At 38.8% G+C, this 23,712-nt stretch carries 23 protein-coding genes, 1 pseudogene and 2 other annotated features; all 24 genes and pseudogenes read left to right on the top strand.

Annotated elements, in window-relative coordinates:
- Positions 1-329 precede the first annotated feature (329 nt).
- The 24 genes and pseudogenes from BLE01S_RS17135 to rpoB all read left to right on the top strand — a co-directional run bounded on the left by BLE01S_RS17135 (position 330) and on the right by rpoB (position 23,680).
- Positions 330-791, top strand: a complete 462-nt coding sequence (locus tag BLE01S_RS17135) for a CtsR family transcriptional regulator (protein ID WP_066145407.1) — start codon at positions 330-332, stop codon at positions 789-791.
- A 14-nt stretch (positions 792-805) separates the two neighbouring features.
- On the top strand, positions 806-1,354 hold the full coding sequence (gene mcsA, locus BLE01S_RS17140) for a protein-arginine kinase activator protein McsA (RefSeq protein ID WP_066145158.1): 549 nt from the start codon (positions 806-808) through the stop codon (positions 1,352-1,354).
- A complete protein-coding gene (gene mcsB / locus BLE01S_RS17145) occupies positions 1,351-2,421 on the top strand; it encodes a protein-arginine kinase McsB (protein WP_066145160.1) in 1,071 nt (356 codons plus the stop codon). Before mcsA ends, mcsB begins: the two co-directional genes overlap by 4 nt.
- Positions 2,422-2,435: 14 nt before the next feature.
- Positions 2,436-4,871, top strand: a pseudogene (gene clpC / locus BLE01S_RS17150) (ATP-dependent protease ATP-binding subunit ClpC).
- A 130-nt stretch (positions 4,872-5,001) separates the two neighbouring features.
- Positions 5,002-6,378 carry a DNA repair protein RadA gene (gene radA / locus BLE01S_RS17155; RefSeq protein WP_066145162.1) on the top strand — a complete coding sequence of 459 codons (1,377 nt, stop codon included), beginning with the start codon at positions 5,002-5,004 and terminating at the stop codon, positions 6,376-6,378.
- Between the two features lie 176 nt (positions 6,379-6,554).
- Positions 6,555-7,649, top strand: coding sequence for a PIN/TRAM domain-containing protein (locus BLE01S_RS17160; protein ID WP_066145164.1), 1,095 nt, complete (start codon positions 6,555-6,557; stop codon positions 7,647-7,649).
- An 18-nt stretch (positions 7,650-7,667) separates the two neighbouring features.
- Complete coding sequence (gene ispD, locus BLE01S_RS17165; protein ID WP_066145166.1) at positions 7,668-8,357, top strand: 2-C-methyl-D-erythritol 4-phosphate cytidylyltransferase; 690 nt, start codon at positions 7,668-7,670, stop codon at positions 8,355-8,357.
- Positions 8,358-8,378: 21 nt separating this feature from the next.
- Positions 8,379-8,858 (top strand): 2-C-methyl-D-erythritol 2,4-cyclodiphosphate synthase, encoded by a 480-nt coding sequence (gene ispF, locus BLE01S_RS17170; protein ID WP_066145168.1) that lies wholly within the window; start codon positions 8,379-8,381, stop codon positions 8,856-8,858.
- A 76-nt stretch (positions 8,859-8,934) separates the two neighbouring features.
- Positions 8,935-10,389, top strand: coding sequence for a glutamate--tRNA ligase (gene gltX, locus BLE01S_RS17175; protein WP_066145170.1), 1,455 nt, complete (start codon positions 8,935-8,937; stop codon positions 10,387-10,389).
- Positions 10,390-10,424: 35 nt separating this feature from the next.
- Positions 10,425-10,658: a binding site (T-box leader), on the top strand.
- 181 nt (positions 10,659-10,839) lie between these two features.
- Positions 10,840-11,508 carry a serine O-acetyltransferase gene (gene cysE / locus BLE01S_RS17180; protein ID WP_066145171.1) on the top strand — a complete coding sequence of 223 codons (669 nt, stop codon included), beginning with the start codon at positions 10,840-10,842 and terminating at the stop codon, positions 11,506-11,508.
- Entirely contained in the window at positions 11,489-12,886 is a 1,398-nt protein-coding gene (cysS, locus tag BLE01S_RS17185; protein WP_066145173.1) for a cysteine--tRNA ligase, read from the top strand. The genes cysE and cysS overlap by 20 nt, the downstream gene beginning before the upstream one ends.
- 4 nt (positions 12,887-12,890) lie before the next feature.
- Positions 12,891-13,313, top strand: coding sequence for a Mini-ribonuclease 3 (locus BLE01S_RS17190; protein WP_066145175.1), 423 nt, complete (start codon positions 12,891-12,893; stop codon positions 13,311-13,313).
- The gene (gene rlmB / locus BLE01S_RS17195; protein ID WP_066145177.1) at positions 13,310-14,053 is read left to right on the top strand and encodes a 23S rRNA (guanosine(2251)-2'-O)-methyltransferase RlmB; all 744 of its coding nucleotides are present in this window, start codon (positions 13,310-13,312) and stop codon (positions 14,051-14,053) included. Before BLE01S_RS17190 ends, rlmB begins: the two co-directional genes overlap by 4 nt.
- 4 nt (positions 14,054-14,057) lie before the next feature.
- The gene (locus BLE01S_RS17200) at positions 14,058-14,567 is read left to right on the top strand and encodes an NYN domain-containing protein (protein ID WP_066145179.1); all 510 of its coding nucleotides are present in this window, start codon (positions 14,058-14,060) and stop codon (positions 14,565-14,567) included.
- Positions 14,568-14,637: 70 nt separating this feature from the next.
- Positions 14,638-15,288 (top strand): RNA polymerase sporulation sigma factor SigH, encoded by a 651-nt coding sequence (gene sigH / locus BLE01S_RS17205; protein ID WP_411825162.1) that lies wholly within the window; start codon positions 14,638-14,640, stop codon positions 15,286-15,288.
- Between the two features lie 103 nt (positions 15,289-15,391).
- Positions 15,392-15,541, top strand: a complete 150-nt coding sequence (gene rpmG / locus BLE01S_RS20550) for a 50S ribosomal protein L33 (protein ID WP_082788800.1) — start codon at positions 15,392-15,394, stop codon at positions 15,539-15,541.
- 40 nt (positions 15,542-15,581) lie between these two features.
- Positions 15,582-15,767, top strand: a complete 186-nt coding sequence (gene secE / locus BLE01S_RS17210; RefSeq protein WP_066145181.1) for a preprotein translocase subunit SecE — start codon at positions 15,582-15,584, stop codon at positions 15,765-15,767.
- 157 nt (positions 15,768-15,924) lie between these two features.
- Positions 15,925-16,458, top strand: a complete 534-nt coding sequence (nusG, locus tag BLE01S_RS17215; RefSeq protein ID WP_066145183.1) for a transcription termination/antitermination protein NusG — start codon at positions 15,925-15,927, stop codon at positions 16,456-16,458.
- Between the two features lie 158 nt (positions 16,459-16,616).
- The gene (rplK, locus tag BLE01S_RS17220; protein WP_066145185.1) at positions 16,617-17,042 is read left to right on the top strand and encodes a 50S ribosomal protein L11; all 426 of its coding nucleotides are present in this window, start codon (positions 16,617-16,619) and stop codon (positions 17,040-17,042) included.
- 289 nt (positions 17,043-17,331) lie between these two features.
- Positions 17,332-18,033, top strand: coding sequence for a 50S ribosomal protein L1 (gene rplA / locus BLE01S_RS17225; protein WP_066145187.1), 702 nt, complete (start codon positions 17,332-17,334; stop codon positions 18,031-18,033).
- Positions 18,034-18,079: 46 nt separating this feature from the next.
- Positions 18,080-18,223: a sequence feature (ribosomal protein L10 leader region), on the top strand.
- A gap of 31 nt (positions 18,224-18,254) precedes the next feature.
- Entirely contained in the window at positions 18,255-18,752 is a 498-nt protein-coding gene (gene rplJ / locus BLE01S_RS17230) for a 50S ribosomal protein L10 (RefSeq protein WP_066145189.1), read from the top strand.
- Between the two features lie 47 nt (positions 18,753-18,799).
- Positions 18,800-19,165, top strand: coding sequence for a 50S ribosomal protein L7/L12 (gene rplL / locus BLE01S_RS17235; RefSeq protein ID WP_066145191.1), 366 nt, complete (start codon positions 18,800-18,802; stop codon positions 19,163-19,165).
- A gap of 107 nt (positions 19,166-19,272) precedes the next feature.
- Entirely contained in the window at positions 19,273-19,875 is a 603-nt protein-coding gene (locus tag BLE01S_RS17240) for a class I SAM-dependent methyltransferase (RefSeq protein WP_066145193.1), read from the top strand.
- A gap of 250 nt (positions 19,876-20,125) precedes the next feature.
- Entirely contained in the window at positions 20,126-23,680 is a 3,555-nt protein-coding gene (gene rpoB, locus BLE01S_RS17245; protein ID WP_066145194.1) for a DNA-directed RNA polymerase subunit beta, read from the top strand.
- Positions 23,681-23,712: the final 32 nt, after the last annotated feature.

Consider the following 23,712-nt stretch of genomic DNA (forward strand, 5'->3'; position numbering starts at 1 on the left):
GTTTTCAAGGCTAGGAAAAAAGAACTTTAACAAATTTAAAAACCAAACTATTTTACGAAGCGACGGTTAGTTTTCGTAAAGGTTTGGTTTTTTTTGTATTTTTTTACTAGTTTACTAAAACATCATTCGGCTTTGTGTAGGGGTATTCTATGTTTGTCCCGGCTTCTTTTCTAGTTTTGTAAGTACGATCTGCTTCATACAGGTTTCATGTTTCAAAACTATGGATACAATAATGATAATTCTATCTAATTGCATACATAAGAAAATTTCTTTATAATTAAGTCAAATATAGTCAAAGTCAAGTAAGGAGTTAGGGAGGCGCCTTAGTGATGCGGAATATCTCCGATATTATTGAAAGTTATTTAAAAAAGGTGCTCGAAATGAGCGAAAGTGAGATTGTAGAAATCAAAAGAAGTGAGGTGGCAGATAAGTTTCAGTGTGTTCCCTCACAAATTAATTACGTAATTAATACAAGATTTACCATGGAAAGAGGCTATATGGTAGAGAGTAAACGAGGTGGGGGCGGGTATATAAGGATTACGAGAGTAAGGATACATGATAAAGCACATTTAATTGATCAGTTAAAAGTATTGATTGGCCAAAGTATAAGCCAAGCAAATGCTCAAGATGTAATTATTCGGTTACTTGATGAAGGGTTAGTCTCCGAGAAAGAAGCTAAGTTAATGTTAAGTGTGATGGATAGGTCCGTTATTTATCTTGAACTGCCTGATCGAGATCATTTAAGGGCACGGTTGCTAATGGCATTACTTCAAGCAATTAAATATGAATAAAAAGGGTGAGGACGATGATATGCCAGGAGTGTAATGAAAGGCCGGCAACCTTGCATTTTACAAAAATAGTGAATGGGGAGAAAGCGGCAATACAATTATGTGAAAAGTGTGCACATGAAAAAGGAGAGCTTTTCATGATGGATGGATCTGCTGGCTTCTCCATCAATGATTTGCTTGCGGGAATATTAAATTTAGATAATGTGATGCAACAAACAACTTCAAAACCTACTCCAACTGCGCATGTCATCCAATGTGATGAATGCAAAATGACTTTTCAGCAATTTATTAAGGTGGGAAGATTCGGGTGTGCCAACTGCTACAATGCCTTCAAGGAACGTTTGACTCCGATTTTAAAAAGATTACACAGTGGTAATATTATACATGGTGGAAAAGTTCCTGAAAGGATCGGAGGCTCTATCCATTTAAAAAAGAAAGTGCAGCAATTACGAGCTGAATTACGTGTACTCATTGAACAGGAGGAGTTTGAAAAAGCTGCTAATGTACGTGATCAAATTCGTTCCCTCGAAAATAATTTAGTAAATGGGGAGGGAAAAGACTCATGAGTCTCGAAAAGTTTCTTAATAAGGCTGTAAGTTCTTGGATGTGCGCAGAAGGACCAGATTCAGATATTATTCTTAGTTCGCGCATTAGGTTAGCTAGAAATTTACGCAATTATAAATTTCCTACATTGTTTAGTAATGATGATGCCAGAGAAATAATTGGTAACATTCAGGGCTATTTGCAACAGGGAGTTTTTAAGGAATATGGTCCGATGGAATTATTATTAGTAGATGATTTAAAATCACTACAAAAAAGGGTACTTGTTGAAAAACATTTGATTAGTCCCCATCTTACAGAACATGAATCTCATGGTGCTGTAATTTTATCTGATAATGAGGATATCAGTATCATGATAAATGAAGAGGACCATATTAGAATTCAATGTCTATACCCCGGATTACAAATAAAAGAGGCTTTAGAAAAAGCTAATGCAATCGATGATATGTTAGAGGCTAAAGTAGACTTTGCTTTTGATGAAGACCTTGGATATCTAACGAGTTGCCCAACAAACGTTGGTACAGGACTAAGAGCTTCTGTCATGCTTCATTTACCAGCCTTGATTTTAACAAGGCAGATGAACCGAATCATTCCAGCGATTAATCAATTAGGTCTCGTTGTTAGAGGTATTTATGGGGAAGGTAGCGAGGCGTTGGGAAATATATTCCAAATATCTAATCAAATTACATTAGGAAAGTCGGAAGCAGATATTGTCGGAGATTTAACAAGCGTTGTACAACAAATCATTGCACAGGAAAGATCGGCTAGGGAAGCATTAGTGAAAACATCAAACATACAATTAGAAGATAAGGTTTTCCGATCATTGGGTATACTTGCTAATAGTAGAATTATTGAAACAAAAGAGGCAACAGAATGTTTATCTGATGTGCGACTAGGTATAGATACAGGATTTATTAAACATTTATCGAAAAACATATTAAATGAACTGATGATTTTAACGCAACCGGGTTTTTTACAGCAATATGCAGGTGGACCTCTTCGTCCTGCTGAACGAGATATAAAAAGGGCAGCTTTTATTCGAGAACGTTTAAAACTGGAAGAAAGAGACTGATAGGAGGAGATTGTATGATGTTTGGTCGATTTACAGAGAGAGCACAGAAGGTATTGGCATTATCACAAGAAGAGGCAATTCGATTAGGGCATAATAATATCGGTACAGAACATATATTGCTAGGACTCGTCAAAGAAGGCGATGGAATTGCTGCAAAAGCTTTGTATGGTCTTGCGCTTGATCCAGAAATGATTCAAAAAGAGGTAGAAGCACTTATTGGACGTGGGCAGGATAAAGCAGAATCTGTTAATTATACTCCTCGTGCAAAAAAGGTGATTGAACTTTCAATGGACGAAGCAAGGAAGTTAGGGCATTCCTATGTGGGGACAGAACATATTTTATTAGGATTAATCCGTGAAGGTGAAGGGGTTGCGGCACGCGTTTTAAATAATCTTGGTGTAAGTTTAAATAAAGCGCGTCAGCAAGTACTTCAATTACTTGGGAGCAACGAAGCAAATAATAATTCTAATGGTGGTTCATCAGGTGCAAGTACGCCTACATTAGATAGCCTAGCCAGGGATCTAACGGTAGTTGCAAAAGAGGGCAGCTTAGATCCAGTAATAGGTCGTAATAAAGAAATTCAAAGAGTGATTGAAGTCCTGAGCAGACGTACCAAAAACAATCCAGTACTGATTGGGGAACCAGGAGTTGGGAAAACAGCCATTGCAGAAGGATTAGCACAACAAGTCATTAACAATGAAGTTCCTGAGACTTTACGTGGCAAACGAGTAATGACCTTAGATATGGGTACGGTTGTGGCCGGAACGAAGTATCGAGGCGAATTTGAGGATCGTTTAAAGAAAGTGATGGATGAAATTAGACAGGCGGGTAATATTATCCTGTTTATTGATGAACTTCATACTTTGATTGGTGCTGGTGGAGCTGAAGGGGCGATTGATGCTTCAAACATTTTAAAACCGTCACTTGCACGTGGAGAGTTACAGTGTATAGGGGCTACTACTCTTGATGAGTACCGCAAGTATATCGAGAAGGACGCAGCGCTAGAACGTCGTTTCCAGCCTGTTCAGGTAGATGAACCAACAGAAGAAGAATCAATTCAAATTTTAAAAGGGTTGCGAGATCGGTATGAAGCACATCACCGTGTGTCAATTACAGATGATGCGATTGATGCGTCTGTAAAATTATCTAATCGGTATATTTCTGATCGGTTTTTACCAGATAAAGCGATTGATTTAATTGATGAAGCAGGTTCTAAAGTAAGATTACGCTCGTATACAACACCGCCAAATTTAAAAGAGCTAGAAGTAAAGCTAGATTCTATTCGTAAAGAGAAAGATGCTGCTGTACAAAGCCAAGAATTTGAAAAGGCAGCTTCATTACGAGATTCCGAACAGCGTCTTCGTGAAGAATTAGAAGAAACGAAGAAAACATGGAAAGAAAAGCAGGGTCAAGAAAATACAGAGGTGACCGTTGAGGATATCGCTGCTGTCGTATCAAGTTGGACTGGAATTCCAGTATCGAAACTTGCTTCTACTTAAACGGAAAGATTATTGAAACTGGAAGAAATTTTACATTCAAGAGTAATAGGTCAAGAAGAAGCAGTGAAGTCAATTGCTAAGGCAGTAAGACGCGCGAGAGCAGGCTTGAAGGATCCGAAACGTCCGATTGGTTCATTTATTTTCCTTGGACCAACTGGGGTAGGTAAAACAGAATTAGGAAGAGCATTAGCTGAATCTATGTTTGGTGATGAAGATGCGATGATTCGAATTGATATGTCAGAGTATATGGAGAAACACTCGACATCAAGATTAGTTGGTTCACCTCCTGGTTATGTAGGATTTGAAGAGGGCGGACAGCTTACAGAAAAGGTAAGACGTAAACCATATTCAGTTATCTTACTTGATGAAATTGAAAAGGCACATCCAGATGTATTTAATATATTGTTGCAAGTTTTAGAGGATGGGCGTTTGACTGATTCTAAAGGAAGAACTGTTGATTTCCGTAACACAGTATTGATTCTTACATCAAATGTGGGGGCGCAAGCTTTACAGCGAAATAAATATGTAGGATTTAGTATTCAAGATGGGGAACAAGATTATAAAGATATGAAAAACAAAGTGATGGAAGAATTGAAAAAGGCATTCCGTCCAGAGTTTTTAAACCGTATTGATGAAATTATTGTTTTCCATGCGCTTGAAAAGCCTCATTTAAAAGAAATTGTTACTTTAATGGCGGACCAATTAATAAAGCGTCTGAAAGAGCAGGAAATGGGGCTTGAACTAACAGAAGCCGCGAAAGAAAAAATAACAGAAGAGGGTTATGATCCAGAGTACGGAGCGAGACCTTTAAGAAGATCACTTCAGAAATTTGTCGAAGATCGTTTATCAGAGGAATTATTGAAAGGAACGATCTCTTCAGGACAAAATATTGTTATTGATGTAGAAGATGGAGAATTTACTGTAAAAGCGGTAGAACCATCCGTTTCTTGATAATAGTATTAAGTTATTTTGAATAAAACCTAGTGGATCCTCGGCTAAGACCTATTCAACTGGTCAAGCCGAGGCAACCTACTTTATGGCCATATTCTAATTAAATTGTCCAAAGAAAGGGCGTTGGGGATTGTCTAAGAAGAAAACAAAGTTTATGTGTCAAGCGTGTGGTTATGAATCTCCGAAATGGATGGGGCGCTGTCCAGGATGTGGAGAGTGGAATAAGATGGTAGAGGAAACCGAGGTTATCGGTAAACAGCCAAAACGGTCTTTTCAGCATTCAGCTCCAGGTACATCCGCAAAGGCGGCTGCTATTACAACGATTGAAACAGAACAAGAACCTCGAGTGACTACAAGAATGCAAGAGTTAAATAGAGTACTCGGCGGTGGTGTGGTACCAGGCTCTTTAATTTTAATTGGTGGCGACCCTGGTATTGGAAAGTCAACATTACTTTTGCAAGTATCTGCTCAATTAGCCGTCACGAATCAAAAGGTTCTATACATATCTGGAGAAGAATCAATAAAACAAACAAAACTAAGGGCAGACCGACTTCACGTTTCTTCTCCTGAGTTATACATTTATGCGGAAACGAATTTGGAATCTATTCATCAAACCATTGAAGATATATCGCCAGATTTTGTAGTAGTTGATTCCATACAAACGGTTTATCATCCAGAGGTCACCTCTGCCCCTGGCAGTGTTTCGCAAGTACGTGAATGTACGGCTGAATTAATGCGGATTGCTAAAACTAAAGGTATCGCTATTTTTATTGTCGGTCATGTTACGAAGGAAGGAGCCATTGCAGGACCACGTTTGCTTGAACATATGGTGGATACAGTCCTTTATTTTGAAGGCGAACGACACCATACTTATCGAATTCTTCGAGCAGTCAAAAATCGATTTGGTTCTACAAATGAAATGGGCATCTTTGAAATGAAAGAAGCTGGCCTTGAAGAGGTAGCAAATCCTTCAGAAATATTCCTCGAAGAAAGATCAAAAGGAGCTTCCGGCTCGACTGTCGTAGCATCCATGGAAGGAACAAGGCCTGTCCTTGTAGAAATCCAAGCGTTGATATCACCTACAAGCTACGGAAATCCTCGCAGAATGGCTACAGGAATCGACCATAATCGAGTTTCTTTATTGATGGCTGTTTTGGAAAAGCGAGTAGGGTTATTACTACAAAATCAGGATGCCTATTTAAAAGTTGCAGGAGGCGTCAAATTGGATGAGCCGGCAATTGATTTAGCGATTTCTGTAAGTATTGCTTCGAGTTTTCGTGACCAACAGACAAAGGCGACGGATTGTATTATAGGTGAGGTAGGTCTTACTGGAGAAGTACGTCGAGTTTCTAGAATTGAACAACGTGTCCAAGAAGCTGCTAAGCTTGGATTTGAAAGGGTACTAATCCCTGCGAATAATATTGGTGGATGGAAGATCCCTAAAGGAATCGAAGTCATAGGAGTCGGGACAGTGGGAGAGGCACTTAAACAAGCATTCTCAACATAATTTTATAAGGGTGGCATTCATTCTTCTTTGCTAAAATTGACATTGGCAAATAATATTGCTACCTTTTTGAGAAGGAATAAGTTTCAAATAGAAAGTCTTAAATATAAAGAATTATCATTAGCATGTTTTAAAGTTGATTAAATGTTTATAATTAATATAAGGGGGTGACTGGATAAATGTTAAAGCGTATTGTTCAAGCTTGTTTCCTATTACTTGGGGGAACATTGGGAATTTTTCTGATTCCTGAATTACTAAAGTTATTAAAACTTGATGGTGTGGCTCTGATCAATAATCCGTACATTTCTGCAATTATAGGTGCTATTATTTTTTATCTTATTACTTTTTGGGCTGTTGATTATATTGTAAATACTGTGAAATGGTTGGAAGATCGTCTCCTTAAAGCGCCCATAACAGATATTATTTTTGGAAGTTTAGGCCTTACGTTTGGCTTGATTTTGGCCTTTTTGGCAGGTCTCGCGATCAATCAAATGGAAATACCGATTTTAAACAACTTTGTACCAATATTGCTCACTTTACTACTCGGTTATCTTGGTTTTCAAGTTGGCTTCAAGAAAAGAGATGAACTTATTAATCTGTTTTCAATTAATCGTTCTGGTAAAAAGCGTGGTGAGAGTGTGGAAGAGGAACAACAAAAACCGGTTAAAAGCTTGAAAATCCTTGATACAAGTGTAATTATTGATGGGAGAATTGCTGATATTTGTCAGACTGGTTTTTTAGATGGGGTAATCGTTATACCTCAATTTGTTCTTGAAGAACTTCAACATATCGCCGATTCCTCTGATGCATTAAAGAGAAATCGAGGAAGGCGTGGTTTGGATATTTTGAATCGTATCCAAAAAGAAATTGATATTGAAGTAGAAATGTATGAAGGTGATTTTGAAGATATACAAGAAGTCGATTCAAAGCTTGTGAAGCTAGCGAAGCTTACCGACGGGATCGTTGTGACAAATGATTATAACTTAAATAAGGTCTGTGAGTTCCAAAATGTGAGTGTTCTCAATATCAACGATCTTGCAAATGCAGTCAAACCGATTGTGCTTCCAGGAGAAGAACTCAATGTACAAGTGATTAAAGATGGTAAAGAATATAACCAAGGTGTCGCTTATCTAGACGATGGTACGATGATTGTTGTAGAAGAAGGAAGAAACTTTATTGGTAAAAGAATTGATGTTATTGTAACAAGTGTACTTCAAACATCAGCCGGTAGAATGATATTTGCGAAGCCGAAGTTACTCGAAAAAGCTTTATAACATAAGGAGATTAATGAAATGGATTATCAGGTAATTATCCCAGCGGCCGGATCTGGAAAACGAATGGGAGCCGGCTATAATAAATTATTTTTAAAACTGGATAAACGCCCTATTATTCTCCATACTTTAGATGTGTTTGGGTCGGATCAGCACTGTAATAAAATTATCCTAGTTATCCAACAAGATGAAAAAGATATTTTTACTGAACTACTTTTGAAGAGTCGTTACGCATCAAAGATCGAAATAGTCTATGGCGGGGATGAGCGGCAATATAGCGTTTATAATGGATTAAATTCAGCGTTAAATAGTGGGATCATTCTTGTTCATGACGGTGCACGTCCATTTATCCGATTAAAAACGATTGGACGTTTAGTAGAAGTAGCGGCAGAAAGTGGTGCTGCTATTGCTGCTGTTCCTGTAAAAGATACGATAAAGAAAGCGATCGATCTTGAAGTAGTTGAAACAGTAGAAAGATCCAGCTTGTGGCAGGTGCAAACCCCACAAGCTTTTCGTTTTTCCGTCTTGATGGATGCACATAATATGGCATCCAAGGAGGATTTTTTCGGCACAGACGAGGCATCTCTTGTAGAAAGAACTGGGCAATCGGTAAAGATAGTAGAGAGTGATTATGACAATATTAAATTAACCACTCCAGAAGATATTTACTTTGCAGAAGCAATTATGGCAAAACGGAAACGTTCAAGTTAGGTGAATAAAGGAGCATAGATAATGATAAAAATTGGTCAAGGATTTGATGTACATACATTTGCAGAGGATCGCCCACTAATTATCGGGGGGATTCAGATTCCATATGAAAAAGGTTTGACAGGACATTCTGATGCAGACGTTTTATTACATACAGTTGCAGATGCTTGTCTCGGAGCAATTGGTGAAGGTGATATTGGACGTCATTTTCCAGATACAGACCCGAACTTTAAAGATGCCGATTCTGCAGAATTATTAAGTCATGTATGGAAAATTGTTAGAGAAAAAGGATATAAACTTGGAAATATTGATTGTACCATTATGGCTGAAAAACCAAAGATGGCTCCCCATGTTGGGGCAATGTGTAAGCGAATTTCGCAGTTATTAGAAGCGAACGAGGACCAGGTCAATGTGAAGGCAACTACAACTGAGCGGCTTGGTTTTGTAGGCCGAGAGGAAGGAATTGCTGCATTGGCTGTTGTCCTACTAAAAAAAGAAGGTTAATAGTGCGAGCTTTCATCATTTAATGAACTAATGTAAAATAGAGAGATGGAACAGAGATACTTGAGGAGGCATTAACATGTCAAAAGACATTCGTGTGCGTTATGCACCTAGTCCTACTGGGCATTTGCATATAGGAAATGCAAGAACAGCGCTTTTTAATTATTTGTTTGCTCGTAATATGGGTGGGACATTTCTAATTAGGATAGAAGATACGGATCAAAAGAGAAATATTGAAGGCGGAGAAGAGAGTCAGCTAGCTTACTTGAAATGGCTTGGAATCGATTGGGATGAGAGTGTCGATAAGGATGGTGGGTATGGTCCATATCGTCAGTCTGAACGCCTTGATATATATAAAAAGTATTATAATGAATTGCTAGAACGTGGACTTGCTTATAAATGCTATTGTACGGAAGAGGAGCTAGAAGCAGAGCGCGAGGCTCAGTCGGCTCGTGGTGAAATGCCGCGATATTCGGGGAGATGTGCGAATCTTTCAAGTGAAGAGCGCGCTAAGCTTGAAGCAGAAGGAAGAAAGCCGAGCATTCGTTTTAAGGTTCCACGTGGGAAAGTATATGCTTTTAATGATATCGTTAAAGACGAGGTTTCTTTTGAATCCGATGGTATTGGCGATTATGTAATTGTGAAGAAAGATGGCGTTCCAACGTATAACTTCGCTGTAGCGATTGATGATCATTTGATGGAAATTAGTCATGTTCTACGTGGGGATGATCATATTTCCAATACACCTAAACAACTTATGATATTTGAAGCTTTTGAATGGGAACCACCGGTATTTGGACATATGACGCTTATTGTCAATGATAGCCGTAAAAAGTTAAGTAAACGTGATGAATCAATCATTCAATTTATCGAACAATATGCAGACCTTGGTTACTTACCAGAGGCGCTTCTTAACTTTATTACATTGTTAGGATGGTCTCCTGAAGGAGAAGAAGAAATCTTTTCAAAAGAGGAATTCATCAATATATTTGATGCAGACCGATTATCCAAATCACCTGCTGTGTTTGATAAGCAGAAGCTAGCGTGGATGAATAACCAATACATGAAGAAGCTTGATTTAGATAAAATAGTTGAGTTATCCTTACCTCATCTTGTTAAGGCGGGTCTCGTGGATGCAGATAATCCTGAGGAAAAAGTATGGGCAAGAAATTTAATTTCACTTTATCAAGAACAAATGAGCTTTGGTGCTGAAATTATTGAGTTATCCGATATGTTTTTTAAAGATATAATAGATTATAATGAAGAGGCAAAAGCTGTCTTAGAAGAAGATCAAGTGCCAGAAGTGCTTCAAGCTTTTTATGATGAAGTGACTGCACTTGAGCCATTTGAAGCTGGCGGTATAAAAAAAGCGATCAAATCGGTTCAAAAAGTAACTGGCCAAAAAGGGAAAAAACTTTTTATGCCCATTAGAGTTGCAGTTACGGGACAAACCCAAGGACCTGAATTGCCGAATGCGATTGAATTGCTAGGAAAAGAAAAAGTGAAAAATCGACTTGAGCGAATAAAAGGTTAACAATTAGAACGAAATGTAATATATTAGAGTAATAATTAAAAGCGTTGAAGAGGGAGAGTAGAAAAATGATGCTAATCAGAGAGAATCGCCACTGGCTGAGAGCGATTCAAGCCACTCATTTTTTGAAGTGCACCTTGGAGTCCTGAACCGAACGGTTAATAAACCAAATAGGTACGGGCGGGAACCTTACCGTTATGAAGGATAAGCCGGGATGTTGCTTTTTTAGCATCATCCAACCAGAGTGGAACCGCGCCAAAGGCGTCTCTGATTTTCAGAGACGTTTTTTTGTTGCCTTTTTTAAGGGTTTGTCGGTTCCTGCTTTGGTGACAGCTGTCATATATGTCAAAGGCAATGCACTTTCGCTCTTCTTAGGGACCATGTACTAACATCGCCGCCTTTTGCATTTGCATCATAAGGACCTGAGTAACGCTGCTAGAAGGGGGAGAAACTGTGTTTAAACGAATGAAAGAAGATATTGAAACGGTATTTGACCAAGACCCTGCAGCACGTAGTAGTCTAGAAGTTATTTTGACATACTCTGGTCTACATGCGATTTGGGCACATCGTATTGCTCATCTATTTTTCAATAGAAAAATGTTCTTTATGGCTAGACTCATTTCACAAGTAAACCGATTTTTCACTGGGATTGAAATCCATCCAGGAGCAAAAATAGGGCATCGCTTTTTCATTGATCACGGTATGGGTGTAGTAATTGGAGAAACATGCGAAATTGGAAATAATGTAACTGTCTTTCAGGGAGTTACACTTGGCGGGACAGGAAAGGAAAAGGGCAAACGGCATCCGACGATCGAAGATAATGCATTAATTGCCACAGGCGCTAAAGTGCTTGGGAATATTATTGTCGGGGAAAATTCTAAGGTCGGAGCAGGATCCGTTGTATTGAAAGATGTGCCTGCTAACTCAACGGTAGTAGGAATCCCGGGGCGAGTGGTCATTCAAAATGGTATCAAACTGAAAAGAAAACTAGATCATAACGATCTTCCTGATCCTATTTCTGATAGATGTTCAGAAATGGAGCAAGAAATACACAGGTTACAAACGGAAGTCAAACGCTTAAATATGAAAGGAGAACATGAAGATGTCAATAAAGATTTATAATACATTGTCTCGAAAGAAAGAAGATTTTGTTCCGCTAGAAGAAGGAAAGGTCAAAATGTATGTATGTGGCCCAACCGTTTATAACTATATTCATATTGGCAATGCTCGACCTGCTATCGTGTTTGACACGGTTCGCCGATACTTGGAGTATAGGGGATACGAAGTGAACTATGTATCTAATTTTACAGACGTCGACGATAAGTTAATTCATGCTGCTCAGAAGCTTGGTGAGGAAGTACCAGCTGTTGCGGAGAGATTTATTCACGCCTTTTTCGATGATGTATCAGCACTTGGATGCAAGAAAGCAGATCTCCATCCTCGTGTTACAGAGAATATGGATATTATTATTGAGTTTATTGAGACATTAATACAAAAAGGGTTTGCATATGAGTCGGCAGGTGATGTTTATTATAGAACGAGAAAATTCACTGGATATGGAAAGCTTTCACAGCAGTCAATTGATGATTTGAAAGTAGGGGCACGTATTCAGGCTGGCGAGAAAAAAGAGGATGAGCTTGACTTCACCTTGTGGAAAGCAGCAAAAAAAGATGAAATCTCATGGGATAGTCCTTGGGGTGAGGGAAGACCAGGTTGGCATATTGAATGCTCGGCAATGGCGCGAAAATATTTGGGCGATACAATAGATATTCATGCGGGGGGACAGGATTTAACTTTCCCACATCATGAAAATGAAATTGCACAATCAGAAGCTTTAACTGGAAAAACCTTTTCTAGGTATTGGATGCATAACGGTTATATTAATATTGATAATGAAAAAATGTCTAAGTCGTTAGGGAATTTTGTGCTTGTACATGACATTATTAAACATCATGATCCGCAAGTGTTACGATTCTTTATGCTAGCAGTCCATTATCGCAACCCAATCAACTATACAGAAGAATTGCTAACACATGCTGGTGCTAGTCTAGAGAGACTTAAAACATCCTATCAAAACTTAAAGTATCGTTTGAAAGCAAGTACCAATCTAACGGAGCATAATGACAAGTGGGAAAAGATAATAGCTGAACTGAAAGAAGACTTTGTCCGAGGAATGGATGATGACTTCAATACAGCTGATGGTATTTCGGTGCTGTTCGAAATGTCTAAACAGGCTAATTATTATTTGATGGAAAAAAACACTTCAGATACGATCATTCATTTATTTTTACGGACATTCGAGGAGCTATTTTCCGTTCTCGGTTTGCAACTTGAAGAAGAAGATTTGCTAGACGAGGAGATTGATCAGTTAATTGAGCAACGTTTAGATGCAAGAAAAAATCGTGACTTTAAACTAGCGGACCAAATTAGAGATCAATTGAAAGAATTAAATATCCTTTTGGAAGACACACCGCAAGGTACGAGATGGAAGCGGGGGTGACCATATGAACTTTCAAAAGAAACAAGTGGATTATAAGCAATTAAACAGTTTAGCGCTGGCTTATATGGGTGATGCCATTTACGATGTTCAGATTAGGCATCACCTGCTACAAAGTGGAAAAACAAAGCCGAATCGACTTCATCGTGAAGCAACGCGTTATGTTTCTGCAAAAGCGCAAGCAGCAATTCTGAAAAAGATGGTAAATGAAAACTTTTTAAGTGAAGAAGAACTTGCTATTATGAAGCGTGGTCGGAATGCTAAATCTGGAACGATTCCTAAAAATACAGATGTACAAACTTATAGATACAGTACGGCATTTGAAGCTGTACTTGGGTCGTTATATTTAGATAATGACTTAGAACGAGTGCAGGAAATAATAGACACGGCAATCAAAATTATTGATGAAAAAGGAGTGGAAAAAGCGTGAGCGAAGAATGGATAGCAGGAAAAAATCCTGTAATTGAAGCGTTGAAAGCAGATCGCGATATGAATAAAATTTGGATCTCTGAGGGATCGCAGAAAGGGCAAATGCAGGTTATTATCAAACTCGCTAAAGAGCGCAAGATTCAAGTTCAATTTGTACCAAAACAAAAAATTGATCAGGTAAGTAAAGAGAATCATCAAGGAGTTGTAGCTCAGGTTGCTGCTTATCAATATGCAGAAATAGACGATCTATTTCAGCGCGCTGCTGACAAAGGAGAGGATCCTTTCTTTCTTATCCTAGATGAATTGGAAGACCCCCACAATCTAGGTTCTATTCTAAGGACAGCAGATGCGGCAGGTGTTCACGGGATCATTATACCAAAGCGTCGTGCGGTGGGACTTACTGCAACAGTTGCAAAGTTATCAACGGGGGCGATTGAATATGTACCTGTTGCAAGGGTGACCAATATCGCGAGAACAATTGATGAAATAAAAGAGCGTGGTGTATGGGTGTTTGGTACGGATGCAAAGAAAAGTCATGACTATCGAACGATGGATAGCACACTTCCACTTGCAATTGTGATCGGAAGTGAAGGAAAAGGCATAGGACGCTTAATTAAAGATAAATGTGATTTTCTTATTCATTTACCAATGGTAGGCCATGTTACATCATTGAATGCTTCTGTTGCCGCTGCACTACTCATGTATGAGGTTCATCGCAAACGCCGACCGTTAGAGGATTAATGAAATGAATATCCTCTTAGTCGATGGTTATAACATCATTGGCGCGTGGCCGGAACTTATTCATTTAAAAAGAAAAGATCTTGCTGCTGCTCGCGACCGACTAATCGCGATCATGAGCGAGTATCAAGGTTATACCGGATACAAAGTAATTATTGTTTTTGATGCGTACGATGTTAAAGGGTTGGAAAAAAAATATAATAATCATAAAGTAGAAGTAATCTTTACAAAGGTAGAAGAAACTGCGGATGAGCGGATTGAAAAACTAGCCATTGAGTTGAATAATATTAAAACGCAAATTTATGTAGCTACTTCTGATTTTACAGAACAATGGGCTATCTTTGGACAAGGAGCCTTAAGAGTATCGGCTCGAGAGTTATTAATTGAAACGGCAAACGTAGAAAGAAAAATAATTGGGCGGGTAGAAAAAACACGAGAAAATACACCAACAGTCAAAATTCCATTAAGTGAAGAAGTTGCTGAAATTTTTGAAAAATGGCGTCGTGGACAAAAATGAGCAGTTGACGTTTGAAAATTCAGTCATGTATAATGAGCTTTATCTATTGCTTTTAAGGGCGGGGATTACAGTGATCTCAAATATCAAGTTAGAGGATGACATCAGGTACGAACTAATCGAAGATGAAAAGCTAGTTGAACTGGTCCATAAAGGAGAAAGCGATGCACTAGACTATCTTATTAAAAAATACCGTAATTTTGTCAGGGCTAAAGCACGATCATATTTTTTGATCGGAGCAGATAGAGAAGATATTGTACAAGAAGGCATGATTGGACTTTACAAAGCAATTCGTGATTATAAAGGAGACAAGCTTGCATCTTTCAAGGCTTTTGCAGAACTCTGTATCACAAGGCAAATCATTACCGCAATCAAAACAGCCACCCGTCAAAAGCATATTCCGCTCAATTCTTATGTTTCCCTAGACAAGCCTATTTATGATGAAGAATCCGATCGAACACTAATGGATGTCATCTCAGGTGCCAAAGTTTTAAATCCAGAAGAATTATTGATAAATCGTGAGAAATTCTCCAGTATTGAAGGGAAAATGGTAGAATTATTAAGTGACTTAGAAAGAGAAGTTCTTTCCCTCTATCTAGACGGACGGTCCTATCAGGAAATTTCAGAAATGCTAAATCGTCATGTGAAGTCGATTGACAACGCTCTACAAAGAGTGAAGAGGAAGCTCGAACGTTATTTAGAAATAAAGGAATTCACGCATTGATTATAACCTTATATTGACAGAAGGAAGGTTACGTGATACTTTTTATAAGATATTCTATATAAAAGTAAGTGCTAGAAGAAATAAAGTAAGCAGGTGCACTAAATTGAAGAAAAAGACTACTTTGGCCTGTGCAAGTTGTGGCTCACGTAATTATACAACTGAAGGTAAATCAGCGGCAACACTGGAGAGGTTGGAAGTAAACAAGTATTGCAAACGCTGCAACGCTCACACAGTGCATAAAGAAACAAAATAACTCATTTCATTATAGATTTTCAATTGTTGGAGGTACATTTATGACAAGCTTAACTCAATTTTTTCGCAACGTAAATTCGGAAATGAGAAAAGTAAGTTGGCCGAAACGAAAAGAACTTACTAATTATACTATTACAGTTATCACTACAGTTGTCATACTAGCTTTATTTTTTGCGGTAGCTGATTTAGGTATTTCCAAACTTATCCGTTTAATATTAAATTTATAGTTAAAACATCTTATTTTAACCCCTAGGCTTGTATAATATGCATCTTTACATGGTATAATAAAAAATAAATAAAATTTTCAAAAGCCCGGTCACCGGGTTTTTTCATTTGGCTAAACTAGTGAAAAAATAGGGAGGGAAGGACGAATAGTCCTATTAAATGGAGAAAAATTGGTATGTCGTCCATACGTATTCTGGATACGAAAATAAAGTAAAAGCAAACCTCGAAAAACGTGTAGAGTCGATGGGGATGCAAGATAAAATATTTCGCGTAATTGTTCCAGAAGATGAAGAGACTGATATTAAAAATGGTAAGAAGAAAACAATAAAAAGAAAAGTTTTTCCTGGGTATGTACTGGTAGAAATTATTATGACGGATGACTCTTGGTATGTGGTGCGTAACACACCAGGTGTTACAGGATTTGTCGGTTCCTCAGGTTCGGGCTCCAAGCCTACTCCGATGCTTCCGGAAGAAGCTGATTTCATATTGAAGCGTATGGGAATGGAAGAAAAGCGCGCCGAGGTTAATTTTGAAATGGGCGAAACAGTAACGGTGAAAGAAGGACCGTTTGCTAACTTCACAGGAAAAATAGAGGATATGGATCTTGACAAAGGAAAAGCAAAAGTCATGGTTAATATGTTTGGTCGAGAAACGCCAGTTGAACTCGATTTTACACAAATTGATAAAATATAATTTGAAACAACTTGAAATCTCTTGTTAATAATGTTAATATTTTTAGGTCAGTACGTCTCAATTTGAGTAACTGCACAATATATAAGATTTTCTATTCATAAGTTGAGTGGGAGGGGACAACCCTATTACCACATCACGGACTTAAGGAGGTGTGTCTCGTGGCTAAAAAAGTAATTAAACTTGTAAAATTGCAAATTCCTGCTGGTAAAGCGAACCCGGCTCCCCCAGTTGGACCGGCGCTAGGTCAAGCGGGTGTAAATATCATGGGATTCTGTAAGGAGTTTAACGCTCGTACAGCAGACCAAGCAGGATTAATCATTCCTGTTGAAATCACTGTATTTGAAGACCGTTCTTTTACATTCATCACAAAAACTCCGCCTGCAGCTGTTCTTCTTAAAAAAGCAGCTGGTATTGAGTCGGGTTCTGGTGAACCGAATAAAAAGGCAGTTGCAGTTGTTAAACGCGACAAAGTACGTGAAATCGCTGAAACAAAAATGCCTGACCTAAACGCAGCAAGCGTTGAAGCAGCAATGCAAATGGTAGAAGGCACTGCGCGCAGCATGGGTATCACAATCGAAGACTGATCCCTTTGTGCACAAAAGAAAGTTGTTTGTTGAAGGGAGGCTGCGATAGTATCAGCCTTCCTTTATTGGTTAAAGAACTAGGTAATACCACATTGTGGAAGTTTTAAGTCGGATAATATCCGTCTAGCTACAGCGCCTGTCGGCTAGTGGAATTAAATTTTTTCTACTAGGTTAACAAGATTTGCCTAAATGGCTCATCGTTTTGACTTAATCGATGGATAAAGCGCCTATGCTTTTGTTTTTCGTGGGAGGTTATTCCGCTAAAACCACATTACAGGAGGAAATAAAAATGGCTAAAAAAGGTAAGAAATACACAGAAGCTTTAAAGCTTGTTGACCGTTCAAAAGCATACGGTGTAAATGAAGCAATTGAACTTGTAAAGAAAACAGACTACGCGAAATTCGATGCAACTGTTGAAGTAGCGGTTCGTCTAGGCGTAGATCCTAAAAAAGCTGATCAACAAATTCGCGGTGCAGTTGTACTGCCAAATGGTACAGGTAAAACTCAGCGTGTACTAGTATTTGCAAAAGGTGAAAAACTAAAAGAAGCTGAAGCTGCTGGTGCTGACTATGTTGGAGATGCAGAATACATCAACAAGATCAATCAAGGTTGGTTTGATTTTGATGTTATCGTAGCTACTCCAGACATGATGGGTGAAGTTGGTAAACTCGGTCGTACACTTGGACCAAAAGGCTTAATGCCAAACCCTAAAACTGGCACAGTTACTTTTGACGTAGCGAAAGCTGTGAATGAAATTAAAGCTGGTAAAGTTGAGTATCGTTTAGATAAAGCTGGAATCATTCATGTGCCTATCGGAAAAGTTTCTTTTGATGAAGCTAAGCTAGTTGAAAACTTTGACACAATTTTAGATACATTGCAAAAAGCGAAACCATCTGCAGCGAAAGGGACTTATATGAAGAGCGTTACAGTTACTTCAACAATGGGCCCTGGCGTGAAAGTGGATCCTTCTTCAAGTATTGATAAAAAATAAATTGACAGTTTGTAATATCATTTGATATACTACTATCTGTTGTAAAATAAATTATACATTTGTACCGTAGACAGCAGGGGCGTAAAGCTTAATAGCCTGCCGAGGTCATTGCGATATAAATCATCTGATTTAATAGATGAGCGCATGAAACCTCCATGTCTGTAAATGTGGAGGTTTTTTGCTGGTATAAATGTCGAATTTAGATTTTAGGAGGTGTAAGGATGAGCCAAGTGATTGAAACAAAAAAACAAGTTGTAAGTGAGATCGCTGAAAAATTGAAAACGAGCGTTTCTACTGTAGTTGTAGACTACAGAGGGCTGAACGTTGCTCAATTAACAGAGCTTCGTAAACAACTTAGAGAAGCAGGAATCGAATTTAAAGTTTATAAAAACTCGATGACTCGTCGTGCGGCAGATGAAGCTGAACTGTCCGGACTTAACGAAGCATTGACTGGACCGAATGCGATTGCGTTCAGTACAGAAGATGTAGTAGCTCCAGCCAAAATTTTGAATAACTTCGCGAAAGCGAATGAAGCACTTGAAATCAAAGCTGGTGTCATCGAAGGAAATATTGCAACAGTTGAAGAAGTGAAAGCATTAGCTGAACTTCCGTCACGCGAAGGATTGCTTTCTATGTTGCTTAGCGTTCTTCAAGCTCCTGTTCGTAATCTTGCTCTTGCTACTAAAGCAGTTGCAGATCAGAAGGAAGAAAGTGCTTAATCACAGTTTCTAAATAAAAAATAATAATAATACGGAGGAAACAAATCATGACTAAAGAACAAATCATCGAAGCTGTCAAAGAAATGACAGTTCTTGAATTAAACGACCTTGTTAAAGCAATTGAAGAAGAATTTGGTGTAACTGCTGCTGCTCCTGTAGCTGTTGCTGGTGGCGCTGGTGCAGGTGAAGCTGCTGCAGAACAAACTGAATTTGATGTAGTACTAGCTAGCGCTGGTTCTTCAAAAATTAAAGTTATCAAAGTTGTACGTGAAATCACAGGTCTTGGCTTGAAAGAAGCAAAAGAGCTAGTTGATAACGCACCGAAAGCAGTTAAAGAAGGCGCGTCTAAAGACGAAGCTGAAGAAATCAAAGCGAAACTTGAAGAAGTTGGCGCTGGTGTAGAAGTTAAGTAATTATGATGTGAATTAAAAGCTCGCTGTTTATCAGGCGGGCTTTTTTTCGCTCACTCATATAAATTAGGATTAACTCTTGTGCTTTTTTACACGAGGAGGTGCGTCTCTTGGCGGATCATTATTATGCAAAGTCTCCTAAGGTTGCTAGTGAACCGAAATATTGGGATGCTGAATTAAAAGGAAACGCCTTTCGTTTTAAGACTGACCAAGGTGTATTTTCAAAAAAAGAAGTAGATTTCGGTTCTCGCTTTTTAATTGAAAAGTTTGAGATTGCGAATGTTGAAGGACCAGTTCTTGATGTGGGTTGTGGATACGGTCCAATTGGTCTTAGTCTTGCTAAAGTTTATTCAGACAGATCCTTTCATTTGGTGGATGTAAACGAAAGGGCAATCGCGCTTGCAAAAGAGAACGCAATGCTTAACCAAGTTGAAAACATTGATGTATATGAAAGTGATCGCTTTAATGGAATAGGTTTAAAAAACTTTGCTGCGATTTTAACAAATCCTCCAATACGTGCGGGGAAGCAAGTAGTTCATGATATTTTAGAACGAAGCTACCATCACTTAGTACCAGGAGGAGAGCTGTGGGTTGTCATTCAGAAAAAACAAGGGGCCCCTTCAGCGCAAGTGAAATTAGAGGAAGTTTTTGATAATGTGGAAGTTGTAGCTAAAAGAAAAGGTTACTACATTATTAAAGCATCAAAATATTGACTCTTTATAAACCTTGTGATAGCATTGTAAGATGCGAATATAGTGTTTTTTAACTTGATCCTAAACTATTTATAATGAAGTATGGAATATGGATAAGTTGGAAAAGATTATACAATATATAGTTCTTATTGTGAGAAATGTGGTTTTTAAAGAGAAAACCATTTTTCTTTTTGTCTTATGTTTTCACAGTTTTCTAGCTAGTCTAGGAAAGTTGATGACAATAAAACGTTTGATTTGAGGGGTGAATCAGTTGACAGGTCAACTAGTTCAGTACGGACGGCACCGCCAGCGCAGAAGCTTTGCGCGTATTAGTGAAGTATTGGAGCTGCCGAACCTTATCGAAATCCAATCTTCTTCTTACCAATGGTTTCTTGATGAGGGCTTAAAGGAAATGTTCCAAGATATCTCCCCAATTGAAGATTTTGCCGGAAATCTTTCATTGGAATTTATTGATTATAGTCTCGGCGAACCTAAGTATTCCGTTGATGAATCAAAAGAGCGTGACGCTACTTATTCCGCTCCACTTCGTGTGAAATTGCGCCTTGTGAATAAAGAAACTGGGGAAGTAAAAGACCAGGATGTATTTATGGGTGATTTTCCGTTGATGACAGAAATGGGTACTTTTATCATTAATGGAGCTGAACGTGTCATTGTATCCCAGCTCGTTCGATCACCGAGCGTCTATTACAGCGGAAAACTCGATAAAAACGGAAGGAAAGGCTTTACTGCTACAGTTATTCCTAACCGTGGAGCTTGGCTGGAATATGAAACGGATGCCAAAGACGTGGTTTACGTTCGGATTGATCGTACACGGAAACTGCCGGTAACGGTTCTTTTGCGTGCACTCGGTTTTGGCTCTGATCAAGAAATCATCGATTTGATAGGTGATAACGAATATCTCCAAAACACACTAGAAAAAGATAATACAGAAAGTGTCGAAAAAGCTTTGTTGGAGATCTATGAGCGACTTCGCCCAGGTGAACCTCCAACAGTAGAAAACGCTAAAAGTTTGCTAGTATCTAGATTCTTTGATCCGAAACGTTACGATCTAGCAAATGTGGGTCGTTATAAGCTTAATAAAAAGCTTCATATTAAAAATCGTCTATTCGGTCAACGGATCGCTGAAACATTAGCTGATCCTGAAACAGGCGAAATCATTGTAGAAAAAGGTACATTACTTGATCGTCGTACACTGGATAAAATACTTCCAAATCTCGAAAATGGAGCTGGCTTTAAAAGCTTTGACCAACAAGGTGGATTATTGGAAGAGGATGTAATTGTCCAATCCATTAAAATTTATGCTCCTTATGACGAAGATGAAAATGTAATTAATGTTATTGGCAATGCATACGTGGATGATCTTACAAAAAATATCACTCCAGCCGATATCATTTCATCTATTAGTTACTTCTTCGACTTATTATATGGTGTCGGAGATACTGATGATATAGACCACTTAGGTAATCGTCGTCTTCGTTCTGTTGGGGAATTGTTGCAAAATCAATTTAGAATTGGTTTATCGCGAATGGAACGTGTAGTGCGAGAGCGTATGTCTATTCAAGACATTAACACGATCACACCACAACAGTTAATTAATATTCGTCCCGTAATTGCATCTATTAAAGAGTTTTTTGGTAGTTCTCAGCTATCACAGTTCATGGACCAAACCAACCCGCTAGCAGAATTGACTCATAAACGTCGTTTGTCAGCACTAGGGCCAGGAGGGTTAACTCGTGAACGTGCAGGGATGGAAGTTCGTGACGTTCATTATTCTCACTATGGACGTATGTGTCCGATTGAAACTCCTGAGGGTCCGAACATTGGGTTGATCAACTCATTATCATCATTTGCCAAGGTGAATCGCTTTGGTTTTATTGAAACGCCGTATCGCCGAGTCGATCCTGAGACTGGATTAGTAACGTCTCAAATTGACTATTTGACAGCAGATGAAGAAGATAATTATGTTGTTGCTCAAGCGAATGCTCCACTTTCTGATGAAGGTGCATTTATAAATGATGAAGTAATATCACGTTTTCGTGGTGAAAACACTGTTGTTAAAAGAGATCGAATTGATTATATGGATGTATCTCCAAAGCAAGTTGTCTCAGCTGCGACAGCATGTATTCCATTTTTAGAAAACGATGACTCCAACCGTGCACTAATGGGAGCGAACATGCAGAGGCAAGCAGTTCCCCTTATGCAACCAGAAGCTCCACTTGTTGGAACTGGGATGGAACATGTGTCAGCGAAGGATTCCGGTGCAGCAGTAATATGTAAGCATGATGGAATCGTTGAGCATGTTGAATCACGGGAAGTTTGGGTAAGACGTATTCAAGCTATTGATGGCCAAGAGATAAAAGGCGATTTAGATAAATATCGCATGCAGAAATTTATCCGTTCAAACCAAGGGACATGCTATAATCAACGTCCAATTGTTGATATAGGAGATCGAGTCACTAAAGGCGAAATTATCGGTGACGGTCCTTCTATGGATAAAGGGGAACTTGCATTAGGTAGAAATGTGCTTATCGCGTTTATGACATGGGAAGGCTATAACTATGAGGATGCAATCATCATGAGTGAACGCCTTGTCAAGGATGATGTGTATACATCGATTCATATTGAAGAGTACGAATCGGAAGCGCGTGATACGAAACTTGGACCGGAAGAAATGACTCGTGATATTCCGAACGTTGGTGAAGATGCACTTCGTAATCTTGATGATCGTGGAATTATCCGTATTGGTGCTGAAGTTAGAGATGGTGATTTACTTGTAGGAAAGGTAACTCCTAAAGGTGTTACTGAATTGACTGCAGAAGAACGTCTATTGCATGCTATCTTTGGTGAGAAAGCGCGCGAAGTCCGTGATACATCATTGCGTGTCCCTCATGGCGGCGGCGGGATTGTCCTAGATGTGAAAGTCTTTAACCGTGAAGATGGCGATGAGCTTCCACCGGGTGTAAACCAATTAGTTCGTGTTTATATTGTTCAAAAAAGAAAGATCTCCGAGGGAGACAAAATGGCAGGTCGCCACGGTAACAAAGGTGTAATTTCCAAAATCCTTCCAGAAGAGGATATGCCTTATATGCCAGATGGCACTCCAGTGGATGTCATGTTAAACCCACTAGGTGTACCATCTCGGATGAACATTGGTCAAGTGTTGGAAATGCACTTAGGTATGGCTGCTAGACATCTCGGTCTTCATATGGCATCACCTGTATTTGATGGTGCAACAGAAGAAGATGTGTGGGAAACCATTGAAGAGGCAGGTATGGCTCGTGATGCAAAAACTGTACTTTATGATGGTCGTACTGGTGAAGCCTTTGACAACCGTGTATCTGTAGGTATTATGTATCTAATTAAGCTTGCGCATATGGTCGATGATAAGCTTCATGCGAGATCGACTGGACCTTACTCGCTCGTTACGCAACAACCACTTGGAGGAAAAGCCCAATTTGGTGGACAGCGTTTTGGAGAGATGGAAGTGTGGGCGCTTGAAGCATATGGAGCAGCTTACACACTTCAAGAGATTCTTACTGTTAAATCGGATGACGTCGTTGGTCGTGTGAAAACATATGAAGCGATTGTAAAAGGCGAAAACGTGCCTGAGCCAGGTGTGCCTGAATCGTTTAAAGTATTAATTAAAGAATTACAAAGTTTAGGCTTAGATGTCAAAATACTTTCAGGTGATGAACAAGAAATTGAAATGCGTGATCTGGAAGATGAAGATGATGCTCATCAAGCTGACACATTAAATATTGCACCGGATACGAAAGTGGAAGAAACTGCTGCATCTAAAGAATAATGTTGAATGCAAGCAATAAGGGTAGAACCTGT

The organism is Lederbergia lenta NBRC 16444 (assembly GCF_001591545.1).
Lineage (GTDB): Bacteria > Bacillota > Bacilli > Bacillales > Bacillaceae_C > Lederbergia > Lederbergia lenta.